The sequence below is a fragment of the Streptomyces lydicus genome (assembly GCF_000717345.1).
Lineage (GTDB): Bacteria > Actinomycetota > Actinomycetes > Streptomycetales > Streptomycetaceae > Streptomyces > Streptomyces lydicus.
In genome coordinates, this window is record NZ_JNZA01000006.1 from 1 (window position 1) to 22200 (window position 22200).

At 70.7% G+C, this 22200-nt stretch carries 20 protein-coding genes; 7 read left to right on the plus strand and 13 right to left on the minus strand.

What is annotated here, in order from left to right; translation table 11 throughout:
• Positions 1–352: 352 nt before the first annotated feature.
• From OO62_RS06465 to OO62_RS06490, 6 genes are all read right to left on the minus strand, one after another.
• A complete protein-coding gene (locus tag OO62_RS06465; protein ID WP_033266272.1) occupies positions 353–1945 on the minus strand; it encodes a type IV secretory system conjugative DNA transfer family protein in 1593 nt (530 codons plus the stop codon).
• The gene (locus OO62_RS06470; RefSeq protein ID WP_033266421.1) at positions 1942–3366 is read right to left on the minus strand and encodes an ATP-binding protein; all 1425 of its coding nucleotides are present in this window, start codon (positions 3364–3366) and stop codon (positions 1942–1944) included. The genes OO62_RS06465 and OO62_RS06470 overlap by 4 nt, the downstream gene beginning before the upstream one ends.
• Positions 3367–3395: 29 nt before the next feature.
• Complete coding sequence (locus OO62_RS06475) at positions 3396–4958, minus strand: SCO6880 family protein (RefSeq protein WP_033266273.1); 1563 nt, start codon at positions 4956–4958, stop codon at positions 3396–3398.
• On the minus strand, positions 4955–6271 hold the full coding sequence (locus tag OO62_RS06480) for a hypothetical protein (protein WP_033266274.1): 1317 nt from the start codon (positions 6269–6271) through the stop codon (positions 4955–4957). Before OO62_RS06480 ends, OO62_RS06475 begins: the two co-directional genes overlap by 4 nt.
• The gene (locus OO62_RS06485) at positions 6261–7118 is read right to left on the minus strand and encodes a DUF8175 domain-containg protein (RefSeq protein ID WP_033266275.1); all 858 of its coding nucleotides are present in this window, start codon (positions 7116–7118) and stop codon (positions 6261–6263) included. The genes OO62_RS06480 and OO62_RS06485 overlap by 11 nt, the downstream gene beginning before the upstream one ends.
• 583 nt (positions 7119–7701) lie before the next feature.
• Positions 7702–8010 carry a hypothetical protein gene (locus tag OO62_RS06490; RefSeq protein WP_033266422.1) on the minus strand — a complete coding sequence of 103 codons (309 nt, stop codon included), beginning with the start codon at positions 8008–8010 and terminating at the stop codon, positions 7702–7704.
• Between the two features lie 458 nt (positions 8011–8468).
• Between OO62_RS06490 and OO62_RS06495 the strand changes: the two genes are divergently transcribed.
• Entirely contained in the window at positions 8469–9470 is a 1002-nt protein-coding gene (locus OO62_RS06495) for a C40 family peptidase (protein WP_033266276.1), read from the plus strand.
• A gap of 205 nt (positions 9471–9675) precedes the next feature.
• Positions 9676–10416, plus strand: coding sequence for a phosphatase PAP2 family protein (locus OO62_RS06500; protein WP_033266277.1), 741 nt, complete (start codon positions 9676–9678; stop codon positions 10414–10416).
• Between the two features lie 110 nt (positions 10417–10526).
• On the opposite strand, the gene OO62_RS06505 is transcribed toward OO62_RS06500, so the two are convergent.
• Entirely contained in the window at positions 10527–12128 is a 1602-nt protein-coding gene (locus OO62_RS06505; protein ID WP_033266278.1) for an FAD-binding oxidoreductase, read from the minus strand.
• Positions 12129–12425: 297 nt separating this feature from the next.
• A complete protein-coding gene (locus OO62_RS39905) occupies positions 12426–12602 on the minus strand; it encodes a hypothetical protein (protein ID WP_164993226.1) in 177 nt (58 codons plus the stop codon).
• A gap of 172 nt (positions 12603–12774) precedes the next feature.
• Between OO62_RS39905 and OO62_RS06510 the strand changes: the two genes are divergently transcribed.
• A complete protein-coding gene (locus tag OO62_RS06510; RefSeq protein ID WP_033266423.1) occupies positions 12775–13629 on the plus strand; it encodes an SCO4651 family lipoprotein in 855 nt (284 codons plus the stop codon).
• A 150-nt stretch (positions 13630–13779) separates the two neighbouring features.
• Positions 13780–13968, plus strand: a complete 189-nt coding sequence (locus OO62_RS06515) for a hypothetical protein (protein WP_077193167.1) — start codon at positions 13780–13782, stop codon at positions 13966–13968.
• A 6-nt stretch (positions 13969–13974) separates the two neighbouring features.
• On the opposite strand, the gene OO62_RS06520 is transcribed toward OO62_RS06515, so the two are convergent.
• The gene (locus OO62_RS06520) at positions 13975–14391 is read right to left on the minus strand and encodes a metal-sensitive transcriptional regulator (RefSeq protein WP_033266279.1); all 417 of its coding nucleotides are present in this window, start codon (positions 14389–14391) and stop codon (positions 13975–13977) included.
• A 194-nt stretch (positions 14392–14585) separates the two neighbouring features.
• Between OO62_RS06520 and OO62_RS06525 the strand changes: the two genes are divergently transcribed.
• Together OO62_RS06525 and OO62_RS06530 are read left to right on the plus strand one after the other, a co-directional pair.
• Positions 14586–15206 carry a DUF47 domain-containing protein gene (locus tag OO62_RS06525; RefSeq protein WP_006603963.1) on the plus strand — a complete coding sequence of 207 codons (621 nt, stop codon included), beginning with the start codon at positions 14586–14588 and terminating at the stop codon, positions 15204–15206.
• Between the two features lie 9 nt (positions 15207–15215).
• Positions 15216–16214, plus strand: a complete 999-nt coding sequence (locus OO62_RS06530; protein ID WP_033266280.1) for an inorganic phosphate transporter — start codon at positions 15216–15218, stop codon at positions 16212–16214.
• Positions 16215–16330: 116 nt separating this feature from the next.
• Here the strand turns inward: OO62_RS06530 and pstB are convergent, their stop codons facing one another.
• The 4 genes from pstB to pstS all read right to left on the minus strand — a co-directional run bounded on the left by pstB (position 16331) and on the right by pstS (position 20505).
• Positions 16331–17107: a phosphate ABC transporter ATP-binding protein PstB gene (pstB, locus tag OO62_RS06535; RefSeq protein WP_033266281.1), complete on the minus strand. Its 777-nt coding sequence runs from the start codon at positions 17105–17107 to the stop codon at positions 16331–16333.
• 33 nt (positions 17108–17140) lie between these two features.
• A complete protein-coding gene (gene pstA / locus OO62_RS06540; protein WP_033266282.1) occupies positions 17141–18220 on the minus strand; it encodes a phosphate ABC transporter permease PstA in 1080 nt (359 codons plus the stop codon).
• Positions 18221–18293: 73 nt separating this feature from the next.
• Complete coding sequence (pstC, locus tag OO62_RS06545; RefSeq protein WP_033266283.1) at positions 18294–19289, minus strand: phosphate ABC transporter permease subunit PstC; 996 nt, start codon at positions 19287–19289, stop codon at positions 18294–18296.
• A 91-nt stretch (positions 19290–19380) separates the two neighbouring features.
• Positions 19381–20505, minus strand: coding sequence for a phosphate ABC transporter substrate-binding protein PstS (gene pstS / locus OO62_RS06550; protein ID WP_033266284.1), 1125 nt, complete (start codon positions 20503–20505; stop codon positions 19381–19383).
• Positions 20506–21026: 521 nt separating this feature from the next.
• On the opposite strand from pstS, the gene OO62_RS06555 reads away from it, so the two are divergent.
• Positions 21027–22151: a C40 family peptidase gene (locus OO62_RS06555; protein ID WP_033266425.1), complete on the plus strand. Its 1125-nt coding sequence runs from the start codon at positions 21027–21029 to the stop codon at positions 22149–22151.
• The last annotated feature ends 49 nt before the right edge of the window (positions 22152–22200 follow it).

The following is a 22200-nucleotide window of genomic DNA, read 5'->3' on the forward strand; positions in this document are numbered from 1 at the left end:
GCAGGGGGGACCCTGTGGGAGAGTAGGACGCCGCCGAACAAATTTTGAAAAAGCCTCGTTCCCCGAGTTTCGACTCGGGGAACGAGGCTTTTTTGCGTTTCCGGAGAAATATCGGTCGCCCGTCGGACGGGGCGCCGGCCGGCCAGACCGTTGGGTTGTGGCTGCGGCCGCGCGGGGTGGCGTGGGTGACGGGGCGATCACGTTCATCGGGGGAGATGGACGGCGAGGTGCCGCAGACGCATGTGGTCGGGGTGGATGTCCGACCGGAACACCGCGGGGCCGCTGGGGTAACGGAGCCGGTGATGCGGCGTCATGAGCCTGATAGGGCTGGGGCGGGTGCGCCGGGTTCGGGTCAGACCGGTAGGGAGCGGTGGGGCCAGCGGGCTCGGGCTTGTTCCTGGGAGCGCATGGTGGCCAGCGTCAGGAGGCCGCGCATCCGGCCCGTTTCGAGGAGATCGGGGAGCGCGGGCAGCGGGGCGAGCGCGGCGATGTCGTCCAGGACGAGGGTGAGTGGTGGGTCGAGCCGACCGTCAGATGACCGTTCGGCCATGCGGCGGCCGTGCTCGACCACGCTCGAGAGGAGTGCGGTGAGCAGTGGCATCGCACCCGGTTCGGTACGCGGATCCTCAAGGGGTTCGCCTACCACGTACAGCGTTCCCCCCTCATCGAGAAATGATTCGAGAATGACCGAATCCGCTCGAAGTGGAGTGCAGGCGTCCCGGATGTGAAGGGAGGAGAGGGCGCTCAGGGAGCGGCCCACCAGTTCCTTTGCCAGCTCACGGCGTTCCGCGTGCGCGGTGAGCACGGACTCCAGCTCGCCGGCCTGGCCCGCGGATGCCTTGGGGCTGGTGCGCAGGATCCGTACGGGTTCCTGGGCGGCGCCGGCGGCATGCGCCCAGCGGTGCAGCTGGCGGAACGGGCGGCCGTCCAGCGCGGCGGCGTGCAGCCAGCAGCGCAGCAGGGTCTGCGCGGCGTCCGCGACCGCCGAGTCCGCGGTGGCGGACGGCCGTACGGGGGCCAGCAGGGCGGTGGCGCGGGTGGTGGCGGTGGCGAGGTCTTCGCAGCCGGTGGTCGGCGACCAGCGGAGCCGGGCGGGGGTGTCGAGGAGGTGCGTCGGGTCGTACGTCAGCAGCGGGCCGAGCTTGGCGCGGGCGTCCTTGGTCTCGGACCACAGGGCGGGGTCCGTCGTGGCGACGATGAGGGGGCCTGGTGCCGCGGTGGCGGTGGCGACCGCGGCGGCGAGGGTGGCGGCCCGGCCGGTGGTGGCGAACTGGACGCGGGGGAGCGGGAGTTCGGTGCCCGGGGCGGGGGCGGCGGCCGGGGACGCGGTGCGCTGTTCGGGGACCGGGCCGGTGGGAAGGGGGACGGCGGCCGTTTCGGGTGTGGCTGGGGCGGCAGCCGGGACGGACGGTGACGGGGTGAGTGGTGCGACCGGGGCGGCTGGTGCGTCTTCGGTGGGGGCCGTGGGCGCGGGGGTGCGGGCCGCGGTGGGAGCCTCCAGGAGCGGCTCCAGCGCCTCCTGTCGGGCCCTGCGGGCCGCGGCGCGCCGGGCGGCCCGTACGGAGCGGTAGCGGGTGACGGTGCCCATCGTGAAGATGGTCAGGACCAGCAGGACCATCAGCTCGCCGATGAGGATGCCCCAGAACAGGCCGTAGCCGGAGAGTTGGGCCTTGGGGGTGCCGGGCCAGGCGGCGGGCAGGTCGTGCGGCGCGGACACCAGGTGGCGCAGCGCCATCGGGGTGCCGGCGTAGTCCACGCCCCGGGGCCAGGCGCCGTGCGCGAACAGGCCGGCCAGGCCGGTCGCCGTCCACACCAGCAGCGTCAGGCCCAGCAGGAAGGCGAGCAGCGCCACCAGCAGGGAGTCGGGGATGCCGCGTCCCCGGTCGTCGTGCGGGTCGCGGTAGCCGCGGCCGCCGCCTCGTTCGTCGTCGTATCCGCGCCTCACGCCACCGTCTCGCTCGACTCGTCTCTCCACCGGCGCTCCATCGCGATGGCCTCGGCGCGTGCCTCGGCCTCGGCGTCCGCCGCCGCTTCCAGGGCGCGTGCCTCGTCGGTCGGCATCGCGGAGGATTCGGTCATCGCCCGGTCGGTGAAGACCAGCGGGCGTTCCGCCTCGGTGATGAGGTGTTTGACGACCTGGACGTTGCCGTTGACGTCCCAGACCGCGATGCCGGGGGTGAGCGTCGGAATGATCTCCACGGCCCAGCGGGGCAGGCCCAGGACCCGCCCGGTGGCCCGTGCCTCGTCCGCCTTCTGGGCGTAGATGGTCCTGGTGGAGGCCATCTTGAGGATCGCCGCGGCCTCCCGCGCGGCCGCGCCGTCCACCACGTCGGAGAGGTGGTGGACGACGGCCACGAAGGAGAGGCCGAGCCGTCGGCCGAACTTCAGCAGTCGCTGGAAGAGCTGGGCGACGAACGGCGAGTTGATGATGTGCCATGCCTCCTCGACCAGGAAGATCCGCTTCTTCCGGTCGGGCCGGATCCAGGTGTGCTCCAGCCACACGCCGACGATCGCCATCAGGATGGGCATCGCGATGGAGTTGCGGTCGATGTGGGAGAGGTCGAAGACGATCAGCGGGGAGTCCAGGTCGATGCCCGCGGACGTCGGGCCGTCGAACATGCCCCGCAGGTCACCGTCGACGAGCCGGTCGAGCACCAGGGCCACGTCGAGGCCCCAGGCCCGTACGTCGTCTATGTCGACGTTCATGGCTTCGGCCGACTCGGCCTCGGGATGCCGCAGCTGCTCGACGATGTCGGTCAGGACGGGCTGGCGGTCGGTGATGGTCTCGTTGACGTACGCGTGGGCGACCTTGAGGGCGAAGCCGGAGCGTTCGTCCAGGCCGTGGCCCATCGCGACCTCGATGATCGTGCGGAGCAGGGCCAGCTGGCCGGTCGTGGTGATCGACGGGTCGAGCGGGTTGAGACGGATCCCGCCGTTGAGGGCGGCCGTCGGGTCCAGGCGGATGGGGGTTATCCCCAGCTCCTCGGCGATGAGGTTCCATTCGCCGACGCCGTCCTCGCCCTGCGCGTCCAGGACGACGACCTGCCGGTCGCGGAACCGCAGCTGGCGCAGGACGTAGGTCTTCTCCAGGGCGGACTTGCCGTTGCCGGACTCGCCGAGGACGAGCCAGTGCGGGGCGGGGAGCTGCTGTCCGTAGAGCTGGAACGGGTCGTAGATGTAGCCCTTGCCGCTGTAGACCTCACGGCCGATGATCACGCCGGAGTCGCCGAGGCCGGGGGCCGCGGTGGGCAGGTAGACCGCCTGGGCCTGGCCGGTGGAGGTGCGTACGGGCAGCCGGGTGGTCTCCACCTTCCCGAACAGGAAGCTGGTGAACGCCTCGGTGAGCGCTCCGAGCGGGTCGAGCATGGCCATGACGTACGCGCCTCCCAGCGGCTTTAGCGGCGGATTCCGGTCGCGAACGGCAGGGTGTTGACGAACGCCCGGTGGTGCTCGCGGTCGCACCACTCCAGCTTCAGATACGACTTGCCGGCGGAGGCGCGGATGGTGCGCTTGTCGCGGGCGAGCGCCTCGGGCGAGCGGGAAGAGACCGTGATGTAGCCGACGAGGTTGACGCCGGCCGCGCCGGACGCGAGGTCCTCGCCGCGCTGGTCGACCCGGCCGTGGTGGGCCACGTCGCGCGGGTCCACCACCCGGTTCATCTTCGCCGCGCGGCTGGCCTCCGCGTCGTCGTTCGTCTTCTCCGTCAGCATGCGCTCGATGGCGATCTCGGTGGGCTCCAGGTCCATGCAGACCGCGACCGTGCGGATGACGTCCGGGGTGTGCACCAGGAGGGGCGCGAGGAAGTTGACGCCCACCGGGGTGAGCGGCCACTCCTTGACCCAGGCGGTGGCGTGGCACCACGGCGCGCGGGTCGTCGACTCGCGCGTCTTGGCCTGGAGGTACGTCGGCTCCATCGCGTCGAGCTCGGCGGGCCAGGCGTTGCGCTTGCTCATCGCCTGGATGTGGTCGATGGGGTGGTCCGGGTCGTACATCGAGTGGACGAGGGAGGCGAGCCGGGCCTGGCCGAGGGGCTGGCGGACCCGGATGTCGGCCTCGGCGAGCCGGGCGCAGATGTCGGTCAGCTCACGGGCCATCACCACCGCCAGGCCGGCGTCCCGGTCGAGCTTCTTGCGCAGCAGCCCGCCCTGGTGCATCCGGGCGGCGCGGGCCATGGTGTGCGCCTCGGTGGCCAGCTCGCGGGTGTAGTGCATACAGGCGACGAGGTAGGCGCGGTGCTGCTCGGAGGAGGTGGACACCATCGACTGCAGCTGGTCGTAGGACTCCTGCAGCCAGCGGGGGGAGGCCGTGTCGCCGCGCTGGCTGACGTCCTTGGCGTGCGCGTCGGGGTCGGCGGGGAGCGTACGCGCCAGCATCTGAAGCCGGGTCACGAAGCCGTCCCCGTTGGCGACGTGCTTGAGCAGCGTGCCGAAGCGGTCGACGAGGGCCTCCTGGTCCTCGCTGTCGCGCAGGCCGACGCCGGGGCCCTCGATCTCGATGGCGGCCGTGACGGTGCGGCGGTCGGCGTGCAGCAGGACCGCGATCTCGTCCGGGCCGAACGGCGCGGACAGCCAGTTGATCCGTCCGATGCCGGGCGGCGGGCCGATCTCGACCTCCCGGCCGTCCAGCCGTACGCCCGCCTCGGCGGCGCCGGAGCGGTAAGTGGCGCCCCGGCGGACCGTACGGCGGAAGCTGCGGCGGATCTCGAACCACCGGTAGAACGTGCGGCCCTTGTACGGGACGTAGACGGCGGCGAGGCCGAGCATCGGGAAGCCGGTGAGCGTCACGATGCGCAGCGAGAGCACGGGCACCAGCAGTCCGCACATCATGCCGAGGAAGGCACCCACGATGATCAGCGCGATCTCACCGGTCTCGCGGTTCTTGCCGACGATCGCGTTGGGCCGGGCACGGCCGATCAGATATGTGCGACGTGGCGCGATCGGGTGGGACTGCGTGCTCAACGCCCATCACCTCCTGCTGTCTTGCCGGTGCGGGCGCTGCTGCCGGGAGTGGGGTTCGTACGGGGGGCCGGGGTGGCGGGGGGTGGGGTCTGGCCGCCGCCGGAGCGGGAGCCGTGTGCCGCGACGCCACCGGAGACCGCGTCGGCCGGCCGGGACTGGCCGCCCTGCGCGCCCTGCCCGCCGTCGCCGCCGGAGGTGCGGGAGCTGTGGGTCTTGATGCCCTGGGACACCAGCGCGGCGGGGGAGCTGAGGACGGCCGCCGCGGTGTTCTCCGCCCCGCGGCTCATCCGGTTGTTGCGGGACGCGGCGATCTCGTCGCCGAAGCCGGGGACGAAGCGGTAGATCACCGCGCTGGCGAAGATGGCCAGCAGGATGATCGCGAGGCCGGAGACGACGGCGGAGATGGCGTTCGGCCCCTTGTTGGACGACAGGGCGCCGGCGATGCCCAGCACGATCACGATGACCGGTTTCACCATGATCACCGCGATCATGATGCCGGCCCAGCGGCGCACGTGGCCCCACATGTTCTTGTCGACCAGCCCGGCGTACACGACGGTCCCGAGCAGCGCCCCGACGTACAGCAGCGCGGCCCGGATCACCAGCTCCAGCCACAGCACACCGGCGGCCAGCACGGACACCAGCGACACCACGATCAGCATGATCGGCCCGCCGCCGATGTCGGTGCCCTTCGTGAGCGCCTGGGAGAACGACCCGAAGAAGGTGTCGGTCTGGGCGCCCGTGCCCTTCGCGATGATCGCGGTGACGCCGTCGGTGGCGGAGACCACTGTGTAGAGGATCAGCGGGGTGAACGCGGAGGCCAGCACCGTCAGCCAGAGGAACCCGACCGCCTCACTGATCGCCTCGGTGAGCCGCACCCCGCGCACCGCCCGCTTGGCGACGGCCAGCAGCCACAGCACGAGCGTGAGCACGGTGGAGGCGGCGAAGACGACCGCGTACTGGCGGAGGAACGCCGCGTTGGTGAAGTCCACCTGGGAGGTGGCGTTCACGGCGTCGGACAGCTTGTTGACGATCCAGGCGGCGGCTTTGGCGCAGCCTTTGGCCAGGGAGTCGAGGGGGTCCAGGGGGTTGTTGTCTAGGGGGTTGGTGGGGAGGGATCCGCCGCCGGGTTGGTTGCGCTGTTCGCAGTAGTCCTTGAGGACGCCACTGGATGAGCTGCACTGATCGGACCCAGGGCTCGGGGTGGGGGACGGTGCGGCCATGGCACGTGTCGCGAGCATGAGGACAGAGGTCTGCACGCCGGCCAGCACGGCGACGACCGACAGCGCACGGCGGTGCTTTCGCTTACCGGGCATACGTGAAACCTCCGTAGCCTTGCACGGCCTTGGTCATGTCCTCCGCCGTTGCGGCAGCTTGGTCACGCCCGATGGGGGCGGGGCCCTTCTTCTGCGTGAAGTCGGTGACCTTCCAGTCCCCGTTCAGCCACTTCAGGTCGAAGGTGTTCGTGTACCAGCTCTCGGTAACCGGGTTCTGGGACTGTGCGCCGGCGAGCCCGAAGAGGGTCGAGTACCAGACCGAGACCTTGGCGGTGTCGCCCTTGAACGATTCGGTCTTCGTGCCGACAGGGTTCGCGCGCGAGATGAAGGTCATGCCCTTCGGAGCACTGCCGTCCGGCTTGAGTCCGATGCGTCCGAGCAGCGCGGCATCGGAGTACACCTTGTCGGCACTGCCCTTGCGCGCCGCCGCCACCGAGGGCGCATAGACCGTCGCGGCGATTTCCTGCCGCCTGTCAGCGTTGTACATCCCGTCACTCGACAACGCCACCACATAGTTCGCCGCCGCCGACTGCGCCCCCTGTTCCGTCTTGGCGAAGCCCGTGGCGATGCCGCTGGCCTTGCCGGAGACCGGCTTGGTGCCGGTGGGGGAGGTGGGGCGGGCAGGGCCGGCGGCGGTGTCCTTGGCGGAGTCGCCGGGGGATTCGTTGTTGCCGCTGCCGTCGCGGTTGGCGAAGGCGATGGCCGCGAGCAGCAGGACGATCACGCCGACGATGGTGACGAGGTTGCGGCTGGACATGCCCGTCCGGGGGCGGCGTCCCGAGCCGTAGAGGTCGCCCTCGCTCCCGGGAAGTCTGGTCCGTGTCTGGCCCGCCTCGGAACCGCGGTGGCCGTCGCCGCCGTAGCCGCCGTCGTCGCTGAGACTCATCGCGCCTGTGCCCCCTCTACCGCCGTCGCCGTGCGTGCCGTCGTTGTGCCGCCCTCATATGACCGTAGCCGCGCGGGAAGCAGCTCGGGCGAAGTGGTACGAGTACATCTCACCGTGACGGGTCCTCAGATGCGGTGCGGCGGAGGCGAATGGGGGACTCTGGGCTATTTGTGCGCATCGCTCGTTCCCCCTTCGCCGTTGCTTCCGTAGGGCCTCCTGGCCCCGGGTCCACCTGTCCCCGCGCAGCGGGCGGCGCAATCGGTCCGCTGGTCGCGGGGGTGCGGAGGGCATGGTGCGGGCCCCGTCGGGCCGGGGTGCGTGGGCGTCAGCATGGGGCCTCGGCAGGGGAGGTGCGGCCGGTGGAAGCGGGTGGAGGCACGGGACGGCGGAGAGAGGACGGGCGGGGGCGCATGGGGGCGGCGCGGGGACGGGGGCCTGCCCGCGGTGCGGCGGTGCGGGCCCCGGCGGTCGCGGAAGGGCGGCGGGTGTCCGGAGACGCCCGCACGGAGCCCCGGAGCGGCCGCCGCGGCAGGGCCTAGGGCCTGTCTTGCGGAGCGCCCGGGGCCGGTCCGGAAGGCACGGCCTAGACCGCCATGCCGTAGACGATGGTGAACAGCGTCCCCAGGGACCCGATGATGAAGACGCCGGTCAGGCCGGCCACGATCAGGCCCTTGCCCTGTTCGGCGCTGAAGGTGTCGCGCAGCGCGGTGGCGCCGATGCGCTGTTTGGCGGCGCCCCAGATCGCGATGCCGAGGCACAGCAGGATCGCCACCGCCATGACCACCTCGACCATCACCCGGGCCTCGTTGCCCAGGCTGCCGAACGGGCCCCAGTCCGGGGCGATTCCGCCGATGATGGTGGTGATGTCGCCCTTTTCGGCCGCAAGAATCATGTGTGACATCTGCGCCATGTGTGAACTCACCGCCCCTTTATGGGTAGTTAGCTGTCCGTGCCCGTGCCGGTGTGCGCGGGCCCCGCTTCTATCTTCGCTGACGAAGACGCCGTCAGAAGTCGACTTGGCGCCTTTCTTTGACGGATCCGATGGTGGTGGCGTGTGCGGGCGGGCGCACGTCGTCCATTGAACCGACTAGTCTCACCGTGTGTATCACGGGCGATAACCCTGAGCAATGATCATCGGGGCGGCGGCGCAGTGGTAAACGGGGCCGGTCGCGGGCCGCGGTTTTCCGGGGCCCGCGGCCAAGTGTCGCTCATACGGCGGTGCGCCGGGTGTCGCCGTGTGCGGCACCGCGCCCGGGCCGGAGCGCCCCCTGCGCCTCCCGTGTGACGCAACGCGCAGCGTCCGGCCGGAAAAAGGCAGTGAACCGCGCCTGAATGGGGGAGGGTTGTGGGGTGCGGAAATTCTGGGTGGCCGGTGGGCTCGGGGCAGGGCTGGTGCTGCTGCTCGGGCTGCTCCTGATCGGTACGTACGTGGCGGCGGCCGGGCTGGCCGGAATCGGTGGCCGGGCCCTAGGGCTGGCCAAGGGTGCGGTGCCCGCCGAATATCTGACGCAGGTGCAGAAGTGGGGCACGCTGTGTCCGGCGATAAGCCCCGCGCTGCTGGCGGCGCAGCTCTATCAGGAGAGCGGCTGGAACCCGAAGGCGCAGAGCCCGGCGGCCGCGCAGGGGATGGCGCAGTTCATCCCGGCGACCTGGCAGACGCACGGCGTGGACGGGGACGGTGACGGCAAGCGGGACGTGTGGGACCCGGAGGACGCCATCGCCTCGGCCGCCTCGTACGACTGCGAGCTGGCCAAGTACGTGAAGGACGCGCCGGGTGACGCGACGCACAACATGCTCGCCGCGTACAACGCCGGCGCCTACCGCGTGATCCAGTACGGCGGGGTGCCGCCGTACCGCGAGACGCAGAACTACGTGAAGACGATCACGACGCTGGCGAAGAGCTTCGAGGCGCCGGCCGGGCCGGTGGCGCCGTCGAAGCAGGCCGCGGGCGCCATCTACTACGCGCAGGACAAGCTGGGCACGCCGTATCTGTGGGGCGGCACCGGGACCGCCGCGCAGAACGGGCGGTTCGACTGCTCGGGGCTGACCAAGGCCGCGTACCACTCCGTGGGCATCGAGCTGCCGCGGGTGGCGAACGACCAGTGGAACGCCGGGCCGCACCCGAAGCGGAACGAGCTGCTCCCGGGGGACCTGGTGTTCTTCGCGTACGACCTGAAGGACCCGCGGTCGATCCACCATGTGGGGATCTACGTGGGCGGCGGGTACATGATCAATGCGCCGTACACCGGGGCCGTGATCCGGTTCGACAAGATCGACACGCCGGATTACCTTGGCGCGACCCGCGTGACCTCGGATGGCGCAAAAGCGCTCCCCGCTGCGAACGCTGCGTGAACATGAGGCCCTGAACTGCAGCGATGAGTCAAGCTTCGATAACGTCCTGGTGATCATCCCGTGGAGGGTGGAACGCCCGGGGCGGGGAGGGCGTTTCCTTTGCGTGGAGACGTAGCAACGCTCGAAGCAGCACACGCTCGACGACCACGGGGGTGGGCAGTACACCGAGGCGCTCGCGCGCGCGAAAGATAAGGGGCCGCGGCAGATGGCTGGACTCGCACTCGAGGGGCCGAACCCCGACGTCGACGTGCTCGACGGCGTCAACGGCCTTGCGAAGCACGCGCCCCACTGGGTCAACACGGCCATGGAGTACATCGGCGAGTACGGCATCATCGCCGCCCTCGGTGTGCTCTGCCTGGTCGCCTGGTGGTCCGCGCGCCGCCGGCCGGGCGCGCCGTCCGCGGTCGCGGGTCTGGTCTGGGCGCCGCTGGCCGCCGGTATCGCGCTGCTGGCCAACATCCCGATCCGGGCGTTCGTCGAGCGGCCGCGGCCGTTCAAGGACCACGCCGGCCTCACGGTGCTGATCCCCGGCAAGAGCGACTTCTCCTTCGTCAGCGATCACGCGACGCTGACGATGGCGGTCGGCGTCGGCCTGTTCATCGCCAGCCGCAAGTACGGCGTGCTCGGCATCCTGCTCGCGCTCGCCGAGGGCTTCTGCCGCGTCTACATGGGCGTGCACTACCCGACCGACGTGGTCGGCGGCTTCGCGCTCGGCACCGCCGTCGCGCTGCTGCTCGCGCCGCTCGCCCAGGCCCTGCTGGTGCCGCTGATGACGGCGATCGGCCGGTCGAAGCTGGCGTGGCTGGTGCGGGCGCCCGGCGTCGCGGCGGAACCGGCCGGTGCGGGCGGCCGCCCGGGGCCGGACGGTGAGGGCAGCCGGGTGGTGGCCACGGGATCGGCGATGGCGAACGGCCACAAGGAGCGGGACAAGGACCTGGCGGCCTGAGCCGGCAGGCCCGGTACGGCCCCCGAGCGGGCCGGTGAAGACCTGGCGGATGCGGACGGCCCGGCCCCCTCGCGGGGCCGGGCCGTCCGTGTGTCCGCGCGTGGGCGGTCTCAGAGCGCCTGCGGGAAGGTGCTGAACAGCCGCTGCGGGTCGTAGGTCCGCTTGACCTCGGCGAGCCGGCCGGCGGCGGCGCCGTAGTAGGCGCTCTTCCAGTCGGTCAGGCCGGGGTCGGTGTAGTTCTGGTACGCGGCGCCGGAGGAGTACCGCTGCATCGCGCCGTGGAAGGAATCCAGCCACGCTGTGCGCGTACCCGAGGAGCCGTTCGCCGGCCAGGACGCCAAGTACTGGGCGAGGAACCGCGATCCGCGGTGCACGAAGGCGGTGTCGGTGCGGCCGACGCGGTTGACCGCGCCGCCCAGCGCGGTCAGCGCCACGTTCCCGGTGACGCCCTTGCGGCCGCCGCTCTCGATCTGCTGCAGCAGGGTGTGGATGCCGGCCGCGGAGAGCGACCGGTCGAAGAAGTGCGAGCGGGCCGCGTAGGTCTCCCGGCCCAGCTGTCCGCCGCCGGTGTGGCCGGGCAGCGAACCGGGCATGTGGCACTGCGCGGTGGACTTGGACGAGCAGCCCGCGTACGACTCCATCGCGTCCAGGTAGCCGATCGGGGTGAGATGGACCGTGGAGGCGGGGCCGGGGCCGCCCGCCTGGTCGGCGAGCTTGTCCACGGCGTTCTGCAGCTCGCGGTAGCCGCCCAGGGAGAAGGCCGCGACGGAGACCGCCGGGGTGCCGCCGGGGCGCGCGTCGAGATGGCAGGCGGACCAGATCTCGTCGGCCTGTACGGGACCCCACTTCTGCCAGGAGCCCAGCACCTTCGCCGCCTTGGCCCACGGCCAGGTCATGTACGCCCGCACCGCGCGCGGCGCCGGATGGGTGCGGAAGCGCAGCTCGGTGACCACGCCGAAGTTGCCGTTGCCGGCGCCGCGCAGCGCCCAGAAGAGGTCGGAGTGCTGCTTGCTGTCGCAGTCGACGGTCTTGCCGTCGGCCGTGACCACGGTGGCGCCGACGAGGCTGTCGCAGGTCAGCCCGTACGCGCGGGAGACCACGCCGTGGCCGCCGCCGAGGGTGAGGCCGGATATGCCGACGGTGGGGCACGAGCCCCCGGGTATGGTCACGCCGTGCGCGCCCAGGCCCTCGTAGACGTCGATGAGCTTGGTGCCGGCGCCGATCCGGGTGATCCCGCCCGAAGGGGCGGTGACCTTGGACAGCGACGAGACGTCGATGATCAGTTTGCCGTTGCCGCTGGACCAGCCCGCGTAGGAGTGACCGCCGCTGCGGATGGCGACCGGGGCGCCGTAGCGCCGCGCGAAGGCGAGGCACTCGGCGACGTCCGACGGGTGCTTGACGTACGCGATGGCTGACGGCTTCAGCGTGTCGTAGCGGGTGTTGTAGAGCTTCCGGGCGGTGGCGTAGGCGGCGTCGGAGGCCCGTATGAGCCGGCCGTCCAGGCTCTTGCCGAGGGCGCTCCAGTTGGCCTGGGTCGCCCGGGCGACGCCCGCGGGCGCGGAGGCCGCACGGGTCTGTGCGGCGTCGGTCCCGGTGGTGGAGGCGGCGGACGCCGCGGACGCCCCGCCGGTCTTGCTGTCGCAGCCGGTGGCCCAGGCGACCGACGTCGCCGCCAGTCCGGTGCCGGCCTGCAGGAGTGTGCGCCGCTTCACTGGGATGAGTCCCCCTCGATGTCGTACGGTCTCGCCCGCGCGAGGGGCCGTGGCGGATCGAGGTGCCGTGTCCACGGGCTCGACGCCGCCGGCCGTGGTCGCGCGGGGCGCGTGCCGGGAGCGCGGTGCCGGGCGGTGCGGCCGCGTGCTGCTTCCCCCGCCCACCGCGCCCGGCATGCGCCACACCGTCCGGGACTGTCCGGTTCCGGGCTTGCAGTCCGTTATCGGCGTGGTGCTGTTGCTTCTCTCACTACCCAGATGCGGTACGGGCGTTGGGGGTTCCCGGAACGGACTTCCTCATTCCAGCGGACTGCCGGCCCCGGGCGCCCCGGCGTCGGCCAGGTGGCGCTCCGCGTCCGTGCGCGCCTGCGATCGGGCACGCCGGGCCGGCCCCCGCCAGCCGCAGGTGCAGCGGGCCGTGCAGAAGGAGCCGCGTTCGGTGGTGGAGGTCGCGTGGGGGACTCGGTCGGGCACCCGGCCACGCTACGCGCCCCAGGTGGCGTTGCGTGACGAGCCCCCGTAACGGTCGTTGAACGGATCGGTCGACGGAACGTCAGGTGCGGTGTGGGCGGAACGTCCGACCCTCCCGAGCGGACCGGCCGGCCAGGCCGGTCCCGAAGACAGCGGCCGAGGGGGCTCGTACGCGATGGTGGTGCAGGACAGGCGAGGCGGCGCGGCCGCGGTGGCGGTGGCGTGCGGGACGGGTCTGGCGGTCGGGCTGCTGGCGACGGGCTGTTCCCCGGATGGCGCCGCGGCCGACGACCAGGGGCCTGCCCGCCGGTCCGCCGCCGCGGACGTCCGTGCCGGCGCCGACGCCCTGGTCAGGGCCCGCTCCGCCGAGGTCCGTACGGCCATGGAGACGGTGAGCGGCGGCACCCGCGTCGCCATCCGCGGCACCGGCGGTTACGACTTCACCACCAGCAGCGGGCAGCTGCGCGTGGTGCTGCCCGACCCGGCGGGCCGGCCCGCCGAGGGCCGCCAGCCGATCACCGAGATCCTCGCGCCCGGCGCGCTGTACATGAAGAACCGCGGGGCGGGGGTGCCGGCCGACAAGTGGGTGCGGGTGGACACCGCCTCGCTCGCCGACGGGAACCTCGTCACCGGTGGCGCCACCGACCCGCTGGCCGCCGCCGAACTGCTGCGCGGCGCACGGCAGGTGACGTATCAGGGCGAGGAGTGGCGGGACGGTGTCCGGGTGCGGCACTACCGCGGCACCACCGACATCGGGGCGGCCGCCCGGGCGGCGTCGCCGCGCACCCGGCCGGCCCTGCTCGCCGCGGAGAAGGGCTTCACCACCGACGTCGTGCCGTTCGACGCGTATCTGGACGAGGCCGGGCGGCTGCGCAAGGTGCGCCAGCAGTTCCGCTTCGCCAACGGGGCGCCCGACGGCGCGTCGGTGATCTCGACCACGGAGCTGTCGGGCTTCGGGCGGCCGGTCGCGGTGCGGCTCCCGGACCGGCGCGACATCTACGCCGGGAAGATCGCGTCGGCCGCGTCGTAGCGCCGGTCCCCCCGGAAGAACGGCCCGGCACGTGGCGGGGGCCCGTGCCGGAGGGCGGAAATGGTCCATACGTGCCATGCGCGGAGCGTGCGCCCCTCTTTACGCTGGGCGGTAACCGCCCCAGGCGTGGGAAGGCGCTCGAAGGAGGAGGTGCGGCACGTGGCCGGACACCGTCATACGACCGTGCAGGATCACGTGGCCCTCGTCGAGATCGACCTGACCGGTGAGCTGATGATCGCGGCGGCGGCCGCGAGCGAGGATCGGCTCACCCCGGACCGTATCGACGAGGTGCTGGACGTGGAGGGGGAGCAGCGGGACCCGGCGGGCGAACCGGCGTAGCCGTCGTCAGGTGCGCAGCATCCGCTCGATCGCCTTGGTCGCCTCCTGGACCTTGGCGTCGATCGCCTCGGGGCCCTTGACGGCCGCGTCGGCGACGCAGTGCCGCAGGTGTTCCTCCAGGAGCTGCAGACCGAAGGACTGCAGGCCCTTTGTGCTGGCCGAGACCTGGGTGAGTATGTCGATGCAGTAGACGTCCTCTTCGAGCATCCGCTGGAGTCCGCGGATCTGGCCCTCGATGCGGCGCAGTCGCTTGAGGTGTGCGTCCTTCTGCTGTGCGTAGCCGTGGACGCCGTGCGACGGGGCAATCTCTGCGGCGTCGGTCACGGTCCGGTCCTCGGTGAGGGGGGCGTCCGCGGGCTGCGGGGCGGGGTGGGCGGCGGCGGCCCGGGGGCTGCCGTTGGCGTCGGCGTCCGTGGTCGTCATGGCCGTCTCCCGTGGTATTTAGGCGATCTATATACCCCTGGTGGGTATATGGTACCGAACTTTGCGGGCACCTGCGGTACCCCGTGCAGAGCATGCTGCCCGATGGGCGACACTGAGGGAATGCCGGTTAGCTGTGGCTGGATGATGCGCCTAGCATCAACTCGACCGAATCCGATGCACCCCGAGGATTTCACGTGCGCTTTCGTCTGACCCCCAGGGAGACGAGCTTCTACGACATGTTCGCCGCGTCCGCGGACAACATCGTCACGGGCTCGAAGCTCCTGATGGAACTGCTCGGGGCGGACGCCTCCGCACGGGCCGAGATCGCCGAACGGATGCGCGCGGCGGAGCACGCGGGAGATGACGCGACGCACGCGATCTTCCACCAGCTGAACTCGTCGTTCATCACGCCGTTCGACCGCGAGGACATCTACAACCTCGCCTCGTCGCTCGACGACATCATGGACTTCATGGAGGAGGCCGTCGATCTGGTCGTCCTCTACAAGGTCGAGGAGCTGCCCAAGGGCGTCGACCAGCAGATCGAGGTGCTGGCGCGGGCGGCGGAGCTGACCGCCGAGGCGATGCCCAACCTCCGCACGATGTCCAACCTCACCGAGTACTGGATCGAGGTCAACCGCCTGGAGAACCAGGCCGACCAGATCCACCGCAAGCTGCTCGCGCACCTCTTCAACGGCAAGTACGACGCCATCGAGGTGCTGAAGCTGAAGCAGATCGTGGACATCCTGGAAGAGGCGGCGGACGCGTTCGAGCACGTCGCCAACACGGTCGAGACCATCGCGGTCAAGGAGTCCTGAGCGCCGGCCATGGACACCTTCGCGCTCGTCGTGACCATTGCGGTCGCGCTCGGTTTCACCTATACCAACGGCTTCCACGACTCCGCCAACGCGATCGCCACCTCGGTCTCGACCCGGGCGCTGACCCCGCGGGCCGCACTGGCGATGGCCGCCGTGATGAACCTCGCGGGTGCCTTCCTCGGCTCCGGGGTCGCCAAGACGGTCAGCGAGGGGCTGATCGCCACGCCGCAGGGCGACAAGGGGATGGGCATCCTCTTCGCGGCGCTGCTCGGCGCGGTCGTCTGGAACCTCGTCACCTGGTACTTCGGGCTGCCCTCGTCGTCCTCGCACGCGCTGTTCGGCGGGATGGTCGGTGCGGCCCTCGCCGGCGGCACGACGGTCATCTGGTCCGGCGTGGTCGAGAAGGTCGTTCTGCCGATGTTCATCTCGCCGGTCGTCGGCCTGGTGCTCGGCTACCTGGTGATGGTCCTCATCCTGTGGCTCTTCCGTAAGTCGAACCCGCACAAGGCCAAGCGGGGCTTCCGCATAGCCCAGACCGTCTCGGCCGCGGGCATGGCCCTCGGCCACGGTCTGCAGGACGCCCAGAAGACCATGGGCGTGGTCGTGATGGCTCTGGTCATCGCCGACGTCGAGGACCCGAACGCGGCCATCCCGATCTGGGTCAAGCTGGCCTGTGCGCTCACCCTCTCGCTGGGTACGTACGCGGGCGGCTGGCGCATCATGCGCACCCTGGGCCGGCGGATCATCGAGCTGGACCCGCCGCAGGGCTTCGCCGCGGAGACCACGGCCGCCTCGGTCATGTACACCGCGTCGTTCATGTTCCAGGCCCCGATCTCCACCACCCACGTCATCACCTCCGCGATCATGGGCGTCGGCTCGACCAAGCGCCCGCGCGCGGTGCGCTGGGGCGTCGCCAAGAACATCGTGATGGGCTGGTTCATCACCATGCCGGCGGCGGCGCTGGTCGCGGCGCTCGCGTACTCGCTCATCGCGCTGGCCTTCGGCTGATCCGCGCGACAACGCAGTGGGCCCGCCCCCCGGGAAGGAGGGGCGGGCCCTTCGTCGTGCGGTGGCACCGCCATGCAGCACCGCAGGACGCTTGAGGGGCGTCGGCCGGGCAGGGCCTAGCCGAAGCGGCCGGAGATGTAGTCCTCGGTGGCCTGGACCGACGGGTTGGAGAAGATCCGCTCGGTCTCGTCGATCTCGATCAGCTTGCCGGGCTGCCCGACGGCCGCGAGGTTGAAGAACGCCGTACGGTCCGAAACGCGGGCGGCCTGCTGCATGTTGTGCGTCACGATGACGATCGTGAAGCGCTCCTTCAGCTCACCGATCAGGTCCTCGATGGCGAGGGTGGAGATCGGGTCGAGCGCCGAGCAGGGCTCGTCCATCAGCAGCACCTGCGGCTCGACCGCGATGGCGCGGGCTATGCACAGCCGCTGCTGCTGGCCGCCGGAGAGGCCGGAGCCGGGCTTGTTCAGCCGGTCCTTGACCTCGTTCCAGAGGTTGGCGCCCTTGAGGGACTTCTCGACGATGTCCTTGAGCTCGGTCTTCTTGTACGAGCCGTTCAGCCGCAGCCCGGCGGCGACGTTGTCGAAGATCGACATGGTGGGGAACGGGTTGGGGCGCTGGAAGACCATGCCGACGGTGCGGCGGACCGCCACCGGGTCGACACCGGAGCCGTAGAGGTTCTCGGCGTCCAGCATCACCTTGCCCTCGACGCGGCCGCCGGGGGTGACCTCGTGCATGCGGTTCAGGGTGCGCAGGAAGGTGGACTTGCCGCAGCCGGACGGGCCGATGAAGGCCGTCACCGAGCGCGGCTCGACCGTCATCGAGATGTCGTCGATGGCCTTGTGGCTGCCGTAGTAGGCGGAGAGGCCGCTGACGTCGATTCGCTTGGCCATGGGATCACTGCTTCTCTCTGTGCGGACGCTCGGTCAGCGGTTGGTCTTGGGGGCCTTCCAGCGGGCGATGCCGCGGGCCACCAGGTTGAGGATCATGACGAAGGCGATGAGGACCAGTGCCGCGGCCCATGCGCGGTCGTAGGAGGCATCGGAACCCTGCTGCCACTGCTGGAACACGTAGAGCGGCAGTGACTGCTGGGCGTCTTCGAAGGGGTTGTTGTTGATCGTCTTCGCGCCCCACACCAGGAGCAGCACCGGGGCGGTCTCACCGGTGATCCGGGCGATGGCGAGCATCACGCCGGTGGTGATGCCGCCGATCGACGTCGGCAGGACGACCTTGAGGATGGTGCGCCACTTGGGGACGCCCAGCGCCAGCGACGCCTCGCGCAGCTCGTTCGGGACGAGCTTGAGCATCTCCTCGGTGGAGCGGACCACGACCGGCATCATCAGGATCGCCAGGGCCATCGAGCCGGCGAAGCCGGACGGGCCGAAGCCGAGGATCAGGATCCACACGGACAGCACGAACAGGCCGGCCACGATCGACGGGATGCCGGTCATCACGTCGACGAAGAAGGTGACCGCCTTCGCGAGCCGGCCGCGGCCGTACTCGACGAGGTAGATCGCGGTGAGCAGACCGACCGGCGCGGCGATCAGGGCGGCCAGGCCGACCTGCTCCAGGGTGCCGATGATCGCGTGGTAGATGCCGCCGCCGGGCATCGCGTCCGGCAGGGTGCCCATCGAGTGCGACAGGAAGTAGCCGTCGAGGACCTTGCTGCCGCGGGCGACGGTCTCCCACAGCAGGGAGGCCAGCGGTACGACGGCGAGCAGGAAGCAGACCCAGACCAGGCAGGTGGCCAGCCGGTCCTTGGCCTGCCGGGCGCCCTCGACGCCCGCGGCCAGCGCGAACGTGCCGAGGATGAAGAGCAGGGCGGCGATCAGGCCCCACTGGACGGTGCTGTCCAGGCCGGCGCCCAGCCCGATGCCGCAGCCGGCGCCGGCCGCGACCAGCGCGAGGGCCGGGGTGGCCCAGCGGGGCAGTCGTGCCTGCTTGAGGGAGACCGGAAGCGGGTTGCCGCCGTCGGCGACCGGTCGGCGGTCCGTCATGACGCTCATGCCGTCACCTCGCTGCGCGAGGTGTCGCATGCGCGAGCCGCGCACCTTTCGATGATTCGTTCGCTTCGCTCACTCATGCTGCGGCTCCCGAGTACTCCTTGCGACGGGCGATGATCAGGCGGGCCGCGCCGTTGACGAGCAGCGTGATCACGAAGAGGACGAGACCGGAGGCGATCAGGGCGTCCTGGCCGAACTGGTCGGCCTCGCTGAACTTGCTGGCGATGTTCTGGGCGAACGTGCCGCCGCCCGGGTCCAGCAGACTGGCGTTGATCAGGAAGCTCGGCGACAGGACCGTGGCGACGGCCATCGTCTCGCCGAGCGCGCGGCCCAGGCCCAGCATGGACGCGCTGATGACGCCGGAGCGGCCGAAGGGCAGCACCGACATCCGGATGACCTCCCAGCGGGTGGCGCCGAGCGCGAGCGCGGCCTCCTCGTGCATCCTCGGCACCTGGAGGAAGACCTCGCGGCTGACGCTGGTCACGATCGGCAGGATCATGATCGCGAGCAGGATGCCGACGGTGAACAGCGAGCGGGCCGCTCCCTGGGAGTAGCTGAAGATCCCGGTCCAGCCGAGGTAGTCGTCCAGCCAGCCGTAGAGCCCGCTCAGGTGCGGGACGAGGAACAGCGCGCCCCACAGGCCGTAGATGATGCTGGGCACCGCGGCGAGCAGGTCGATGACGTAGCCGAGCGGGGAGGCCAGCTTGCGCGGCGCGTAGTGCGAGATGAACAGCGCGATGCCGACCGCGACGGGGACCGCGATGAGCATCGCGATCACCGAGCTGACGACCGTGCCGAAGGCGAGCACCGCGATGCCGAACTTCGGGTCGGTGCCGGTGGCGTTCCAGTCGAGCGTGGTGAAGAAGTTGGCCTTGTCGCCGGAGATGGCGAGCACGGACCGGTAGGTGAGGAAGACCGCGATGGCGGCCATGATCACCAGAAGGGCGATGCCGGAGCCCCGGGAGAGCCCGAGGAAGATCCGGTCGCCGGGACGGACCGCCTTGCCGGACACGGGCGAGCGGTCGTCCTGTGGAAGGGGCGGAAGGTCGGCTGTCGAGGAGGAGTGAGTCATGGTTTCTCCGGTCTGCGGAGCCGGTGAGGGCTCCTGGCGCGGCGGTGCACCGGACGGGCGGCGGCCCGGAAGGGGGCCGCCGCCCGGTGGGTCAGGAGAGCGTCGCGACGGTCGAGCGGACCTTGTCGGCGATCTCGGTCGGCAGCGGGGCGTAGCCCAGGTCCTTCAGTGCGGCCTGGCCGTCCTTGCTGGAGATGTAGGTCAGGAACGACTTGGTGGCGGGCAGGGTCTCGGCCTTGTTGCCCTTGTCGCAGGCGATCTCGTAGGTCACCAGGGTGATCGGGTACGCGCCCTCGGCCTTGGTGGTGTAGTTGAGCTGCAGGGCAAGGTCGTTGCCCTTGCCGACCTGCTTGGCCTCGGAGATGGCCTTGGAAGCATTGTCGACCGTCGCCTCGACCGGCGCCTTCGCACCGGTGTTGAGCTTGACGGTGGGGATCTTGCCGGAGGTCGCGTACGACAGCTCGAAGTAGGAGATCGCGCCGCTGGTCTGCTTGACCTGCGAGGAGACGCCGGCCGAGCCGGAGGCTGCCTGGCCGCCGGTGCCCTCCCACTTCTTCGCCGGCTCGTGCTTCCAGTCACCCGGGGCGGCGCCCTTGAGGTACTTGGTGAAGTTGTCGGTGGTGCCCGAGTCGTCGGAGCGGTGGAACGCCTGGATCTTGAGGTCCGGGAGCTTGGCGTCCGGGTTCAGCTTCTTGATCGCGGCGTCGTTCCACTTGGTGATCTTCGAGTCGAAGATCTTCGCCAGGGTCGGGGCGTCCAGGACGAGGTTGTCCACGCCGGGGACGTTGTAGCCGACCGCGATCGGGCCGCCGACCATCGGCAGGTCGACGGCCTGGCCGCCCTTGCAGACCTGCTTGGACTTGGTGACCTCGTCGGGCTTCAGGGCCGAGTCCGAACCCGCGAAGGCGGTCTGGCCCTGGAGGAACGTGGTGACGCCGGCGCCGGAACCCGTCGGCTGGTAGTTGATCTCGGTGTCCTTGCAGGCGCCCGAGTAGTTCTGCACCCAGACGTCCATGGCGTTCTTCTGCGCCGACGAGCCGGACGCGAGCAGCTTGCCCTTGCCCTCGCACTTGATGTTGGAGGTCTTGGCGGAGCCGCTGCCACCGCTGCCGGCGGTGGTGTCGTCGGAGCCGCACGCCGTCAGGGCCAGGGCACCGGAGACGGCGAGAGCGCCAACGGCGAGGGCGCGAACCCGGTTCTTGCGCTGAAGCTTCACTGTCGGGAATTCCTTCCTGGGGCGCGCCGCATCCTCGGCGTGCTGAGTGGTGAGGTGAGTGGTGACCGCCGTGGGGTGCGGTGTGCCGACCAGGGCTGTCCTAGCCGTGTCGCGCTTGCCAGGGGGGCGTGGCGCGCACTCGGTGAGGCCGAAATTAGGCAGATCAGGTGAAGCGGCCGATGGAGGAGAGTGAACGCAGGGTGAACCTCGGCCATCAGGTGGGTGCGGCCGAAGAAGTGTTCGCTCACCCGTGCCAAACGGCCCGTCGCCCTGTTGAATTACCGGCCGGTATGGCAGCATCCGCGCCGGAGGAACACGCGAAATCGGTGCGGAACGACCGGAGGTGGCTGGTGGGACGCCAGGGGGCAGGGCGGGGCGTTCAGGGCGTGGCTGAGGTACCGGGCGAAGGGGGCGAAAACCCTGTACCGGTCGGGCGGGGTGAACGGGGCGAGGCGTACGAACGCGGCGCAGGGGCCGGCCGCGGCCTCCGGACGGCCCGCGGCGCACGGGGCCGGCGGCTGCTGGCGTGCACCGCCGTCGTCCTGTCCGTGACGGGGCTCCTCGGCACCGCGGCGGGTACCGCTCACGCCGACGACCCCGAGCCCCCTTCCGACGCGAGGAACGGCGCGGACCGGCCGGGCGGCGGCTCCGCGCCCGGCGACGACTCCGACGCCCGGCACCTCGACGACGTACGCAAGAAGATCGACGCCCTCTACCGCAAGGCGGAGCAGGCGACCGAGGCGTACAACGCGGCCAAGGAACAGGTCGAACTCCAGCAGAAGGAGATCGTCCGGCTGGCCAGGAACATCGACGCCACCCAGCGCCGGCTGGCCGCCCTCAAGCGGCAGGCGGGCGCGCTGGCCAGCGCCCAGTACCGCGGCGGCGGGCTGCCCGCCGAGGCGAAGCTGATGCTCAACGCCGACCCCGAGGGCTTTCTCGACAATGCCACCCTGGCCCGCAAGGGGCAGCTCGCCGCCAAGCGCGTGATCAGCCAACTTGCGAATCTCAAGGGTGACTTGGAGAGTTATTCGGATTCCGCCACGGACCGCTGGGAGCGGCTGGAGGCGAACCGCAAGAAGAAGGAAAGCGCCCAGCGGGACATCAAGAAAAAGATCGACGCGGCAAAGGAGCTGGAATCCCGGCTGGCCACCAAGGAAAAGGCCCGGCTTCAGCACCTGGAGGACGAGCGGGCCTTCCAGCAGCAACAGAAGTGGCTCGACTCGGGCATCCTCAAAGACATCAGCAACAAGGCGTCGGCCGCCGGCCGGAAGGCGATTTCCTACGCCACCGCGCAGCTCGGCAAGGATTACGTGTGGGGCGCCGAGGGGCCGGACACCTTCGACTGCTCGGGGCTGACCCTGCGGGCCTGGGAGCACGCCGGACGGACGATTCCGCGGACCTCGCAGGAGCAGTGGCGGCAGCTGCCGCACGTCGCGCTCAAGGACATGCGGCCCGGCGACCTGATCATTTACTTCTCGGACGCCAGCCACGTCGGGATGTATCTGGGCGACGGCGCGCTCGTGCACGCCCCCCGGCCCGGCCGGCAGGTGACGATCACCGGCGCCGGCTCCATGCCGATCCTCGGTGTGGTCCGCCCCGACGGTGACCCGGGGCACGATGACGCAGCTCACTCGGACGGTGAATGACCGGATTGTTTGCTATCCGAGGGTTGTCGTGGAGTAGCTGAATGCACCC

Bases quoted from the DNA above. Each gene is read 5' to 3' on its own strand.
- OO62_RS06470 (WP_033266421.1), bottom strand. From the start codon at position 3,366: ATGCTCGACCCGCTCGGAGCGCTCACCGAGGCGTTCACCAGCTTCCTG.
- OO62_RS06480 (WP_033266274.1), bottom strand. From the start codon at position 6,271: ATGCCCGGTAAGCGAAAGCACCGCCGTGCGCTGTCGGTCGTCGCCGTG.
- OO62_RS06485 (WP_033266275.1), bottom strand. From the start codon at position 7,118: ATGAGTCTCAGCGACGACGGCGGCTACGGCGGCGACGGCCACCGCGGT.
- OO62_RS06490 (WP_033266422.1), bottom strand. From the start codon at position 8,010: ATGATTCTTGCGGCCGAAAAGGGCGACATCACCACCATCATCGGCGGA.
- OO62_RS06500 (WP_033266277.1), top strand. From the start codon at position 9,676: ATGGCTGGACTCGCACTCGAGGGGCCGAACCCCGACGTCGACGTGCTC.
- OO62_RS06510 (WP_033266423.1), top strand. From the start codon at position 12,775: ATGGTGGTGCAGGACAGGCGAGGCGGCGCGGCCGCGGTGGCGGTGGCG.
- OO62_RS06520 (WP_033266279.1), bottom strand. From the start codon at position 14,391: ATGACGACCACGGACGCCGACGCCAACGGCAGCCCCCGGGCCGCCGCC.
- OO62_RS06530 (WP_033266280.1), top strand. From the start codon at position 15,216: ATGGACACCTTCGCGCTCGTCGTGACCATTGCGGTCGCGCTCGGTTTC.
- pstB (WP_033266281.1), bottom strand. From the start codon at position 17,107: ATGGCCAAGCGAATCGACGTCAGCGGCCTCTCCGCCTACTACGGCAGC.
- pstA (WP_033266282.1), bottom strand. From the start codon at position 18,220: ATGAGCGTCATGACGGACCGCCGACCGGTCGCCGACGGCGGCAACCCG.
- pstC (WP_033266283.1), bottom strand. From the start codon at position 19,289: ATGACTCACTCCTCCTCGACAGCCGACCTTCCGCCCCTTCCACAGGAC.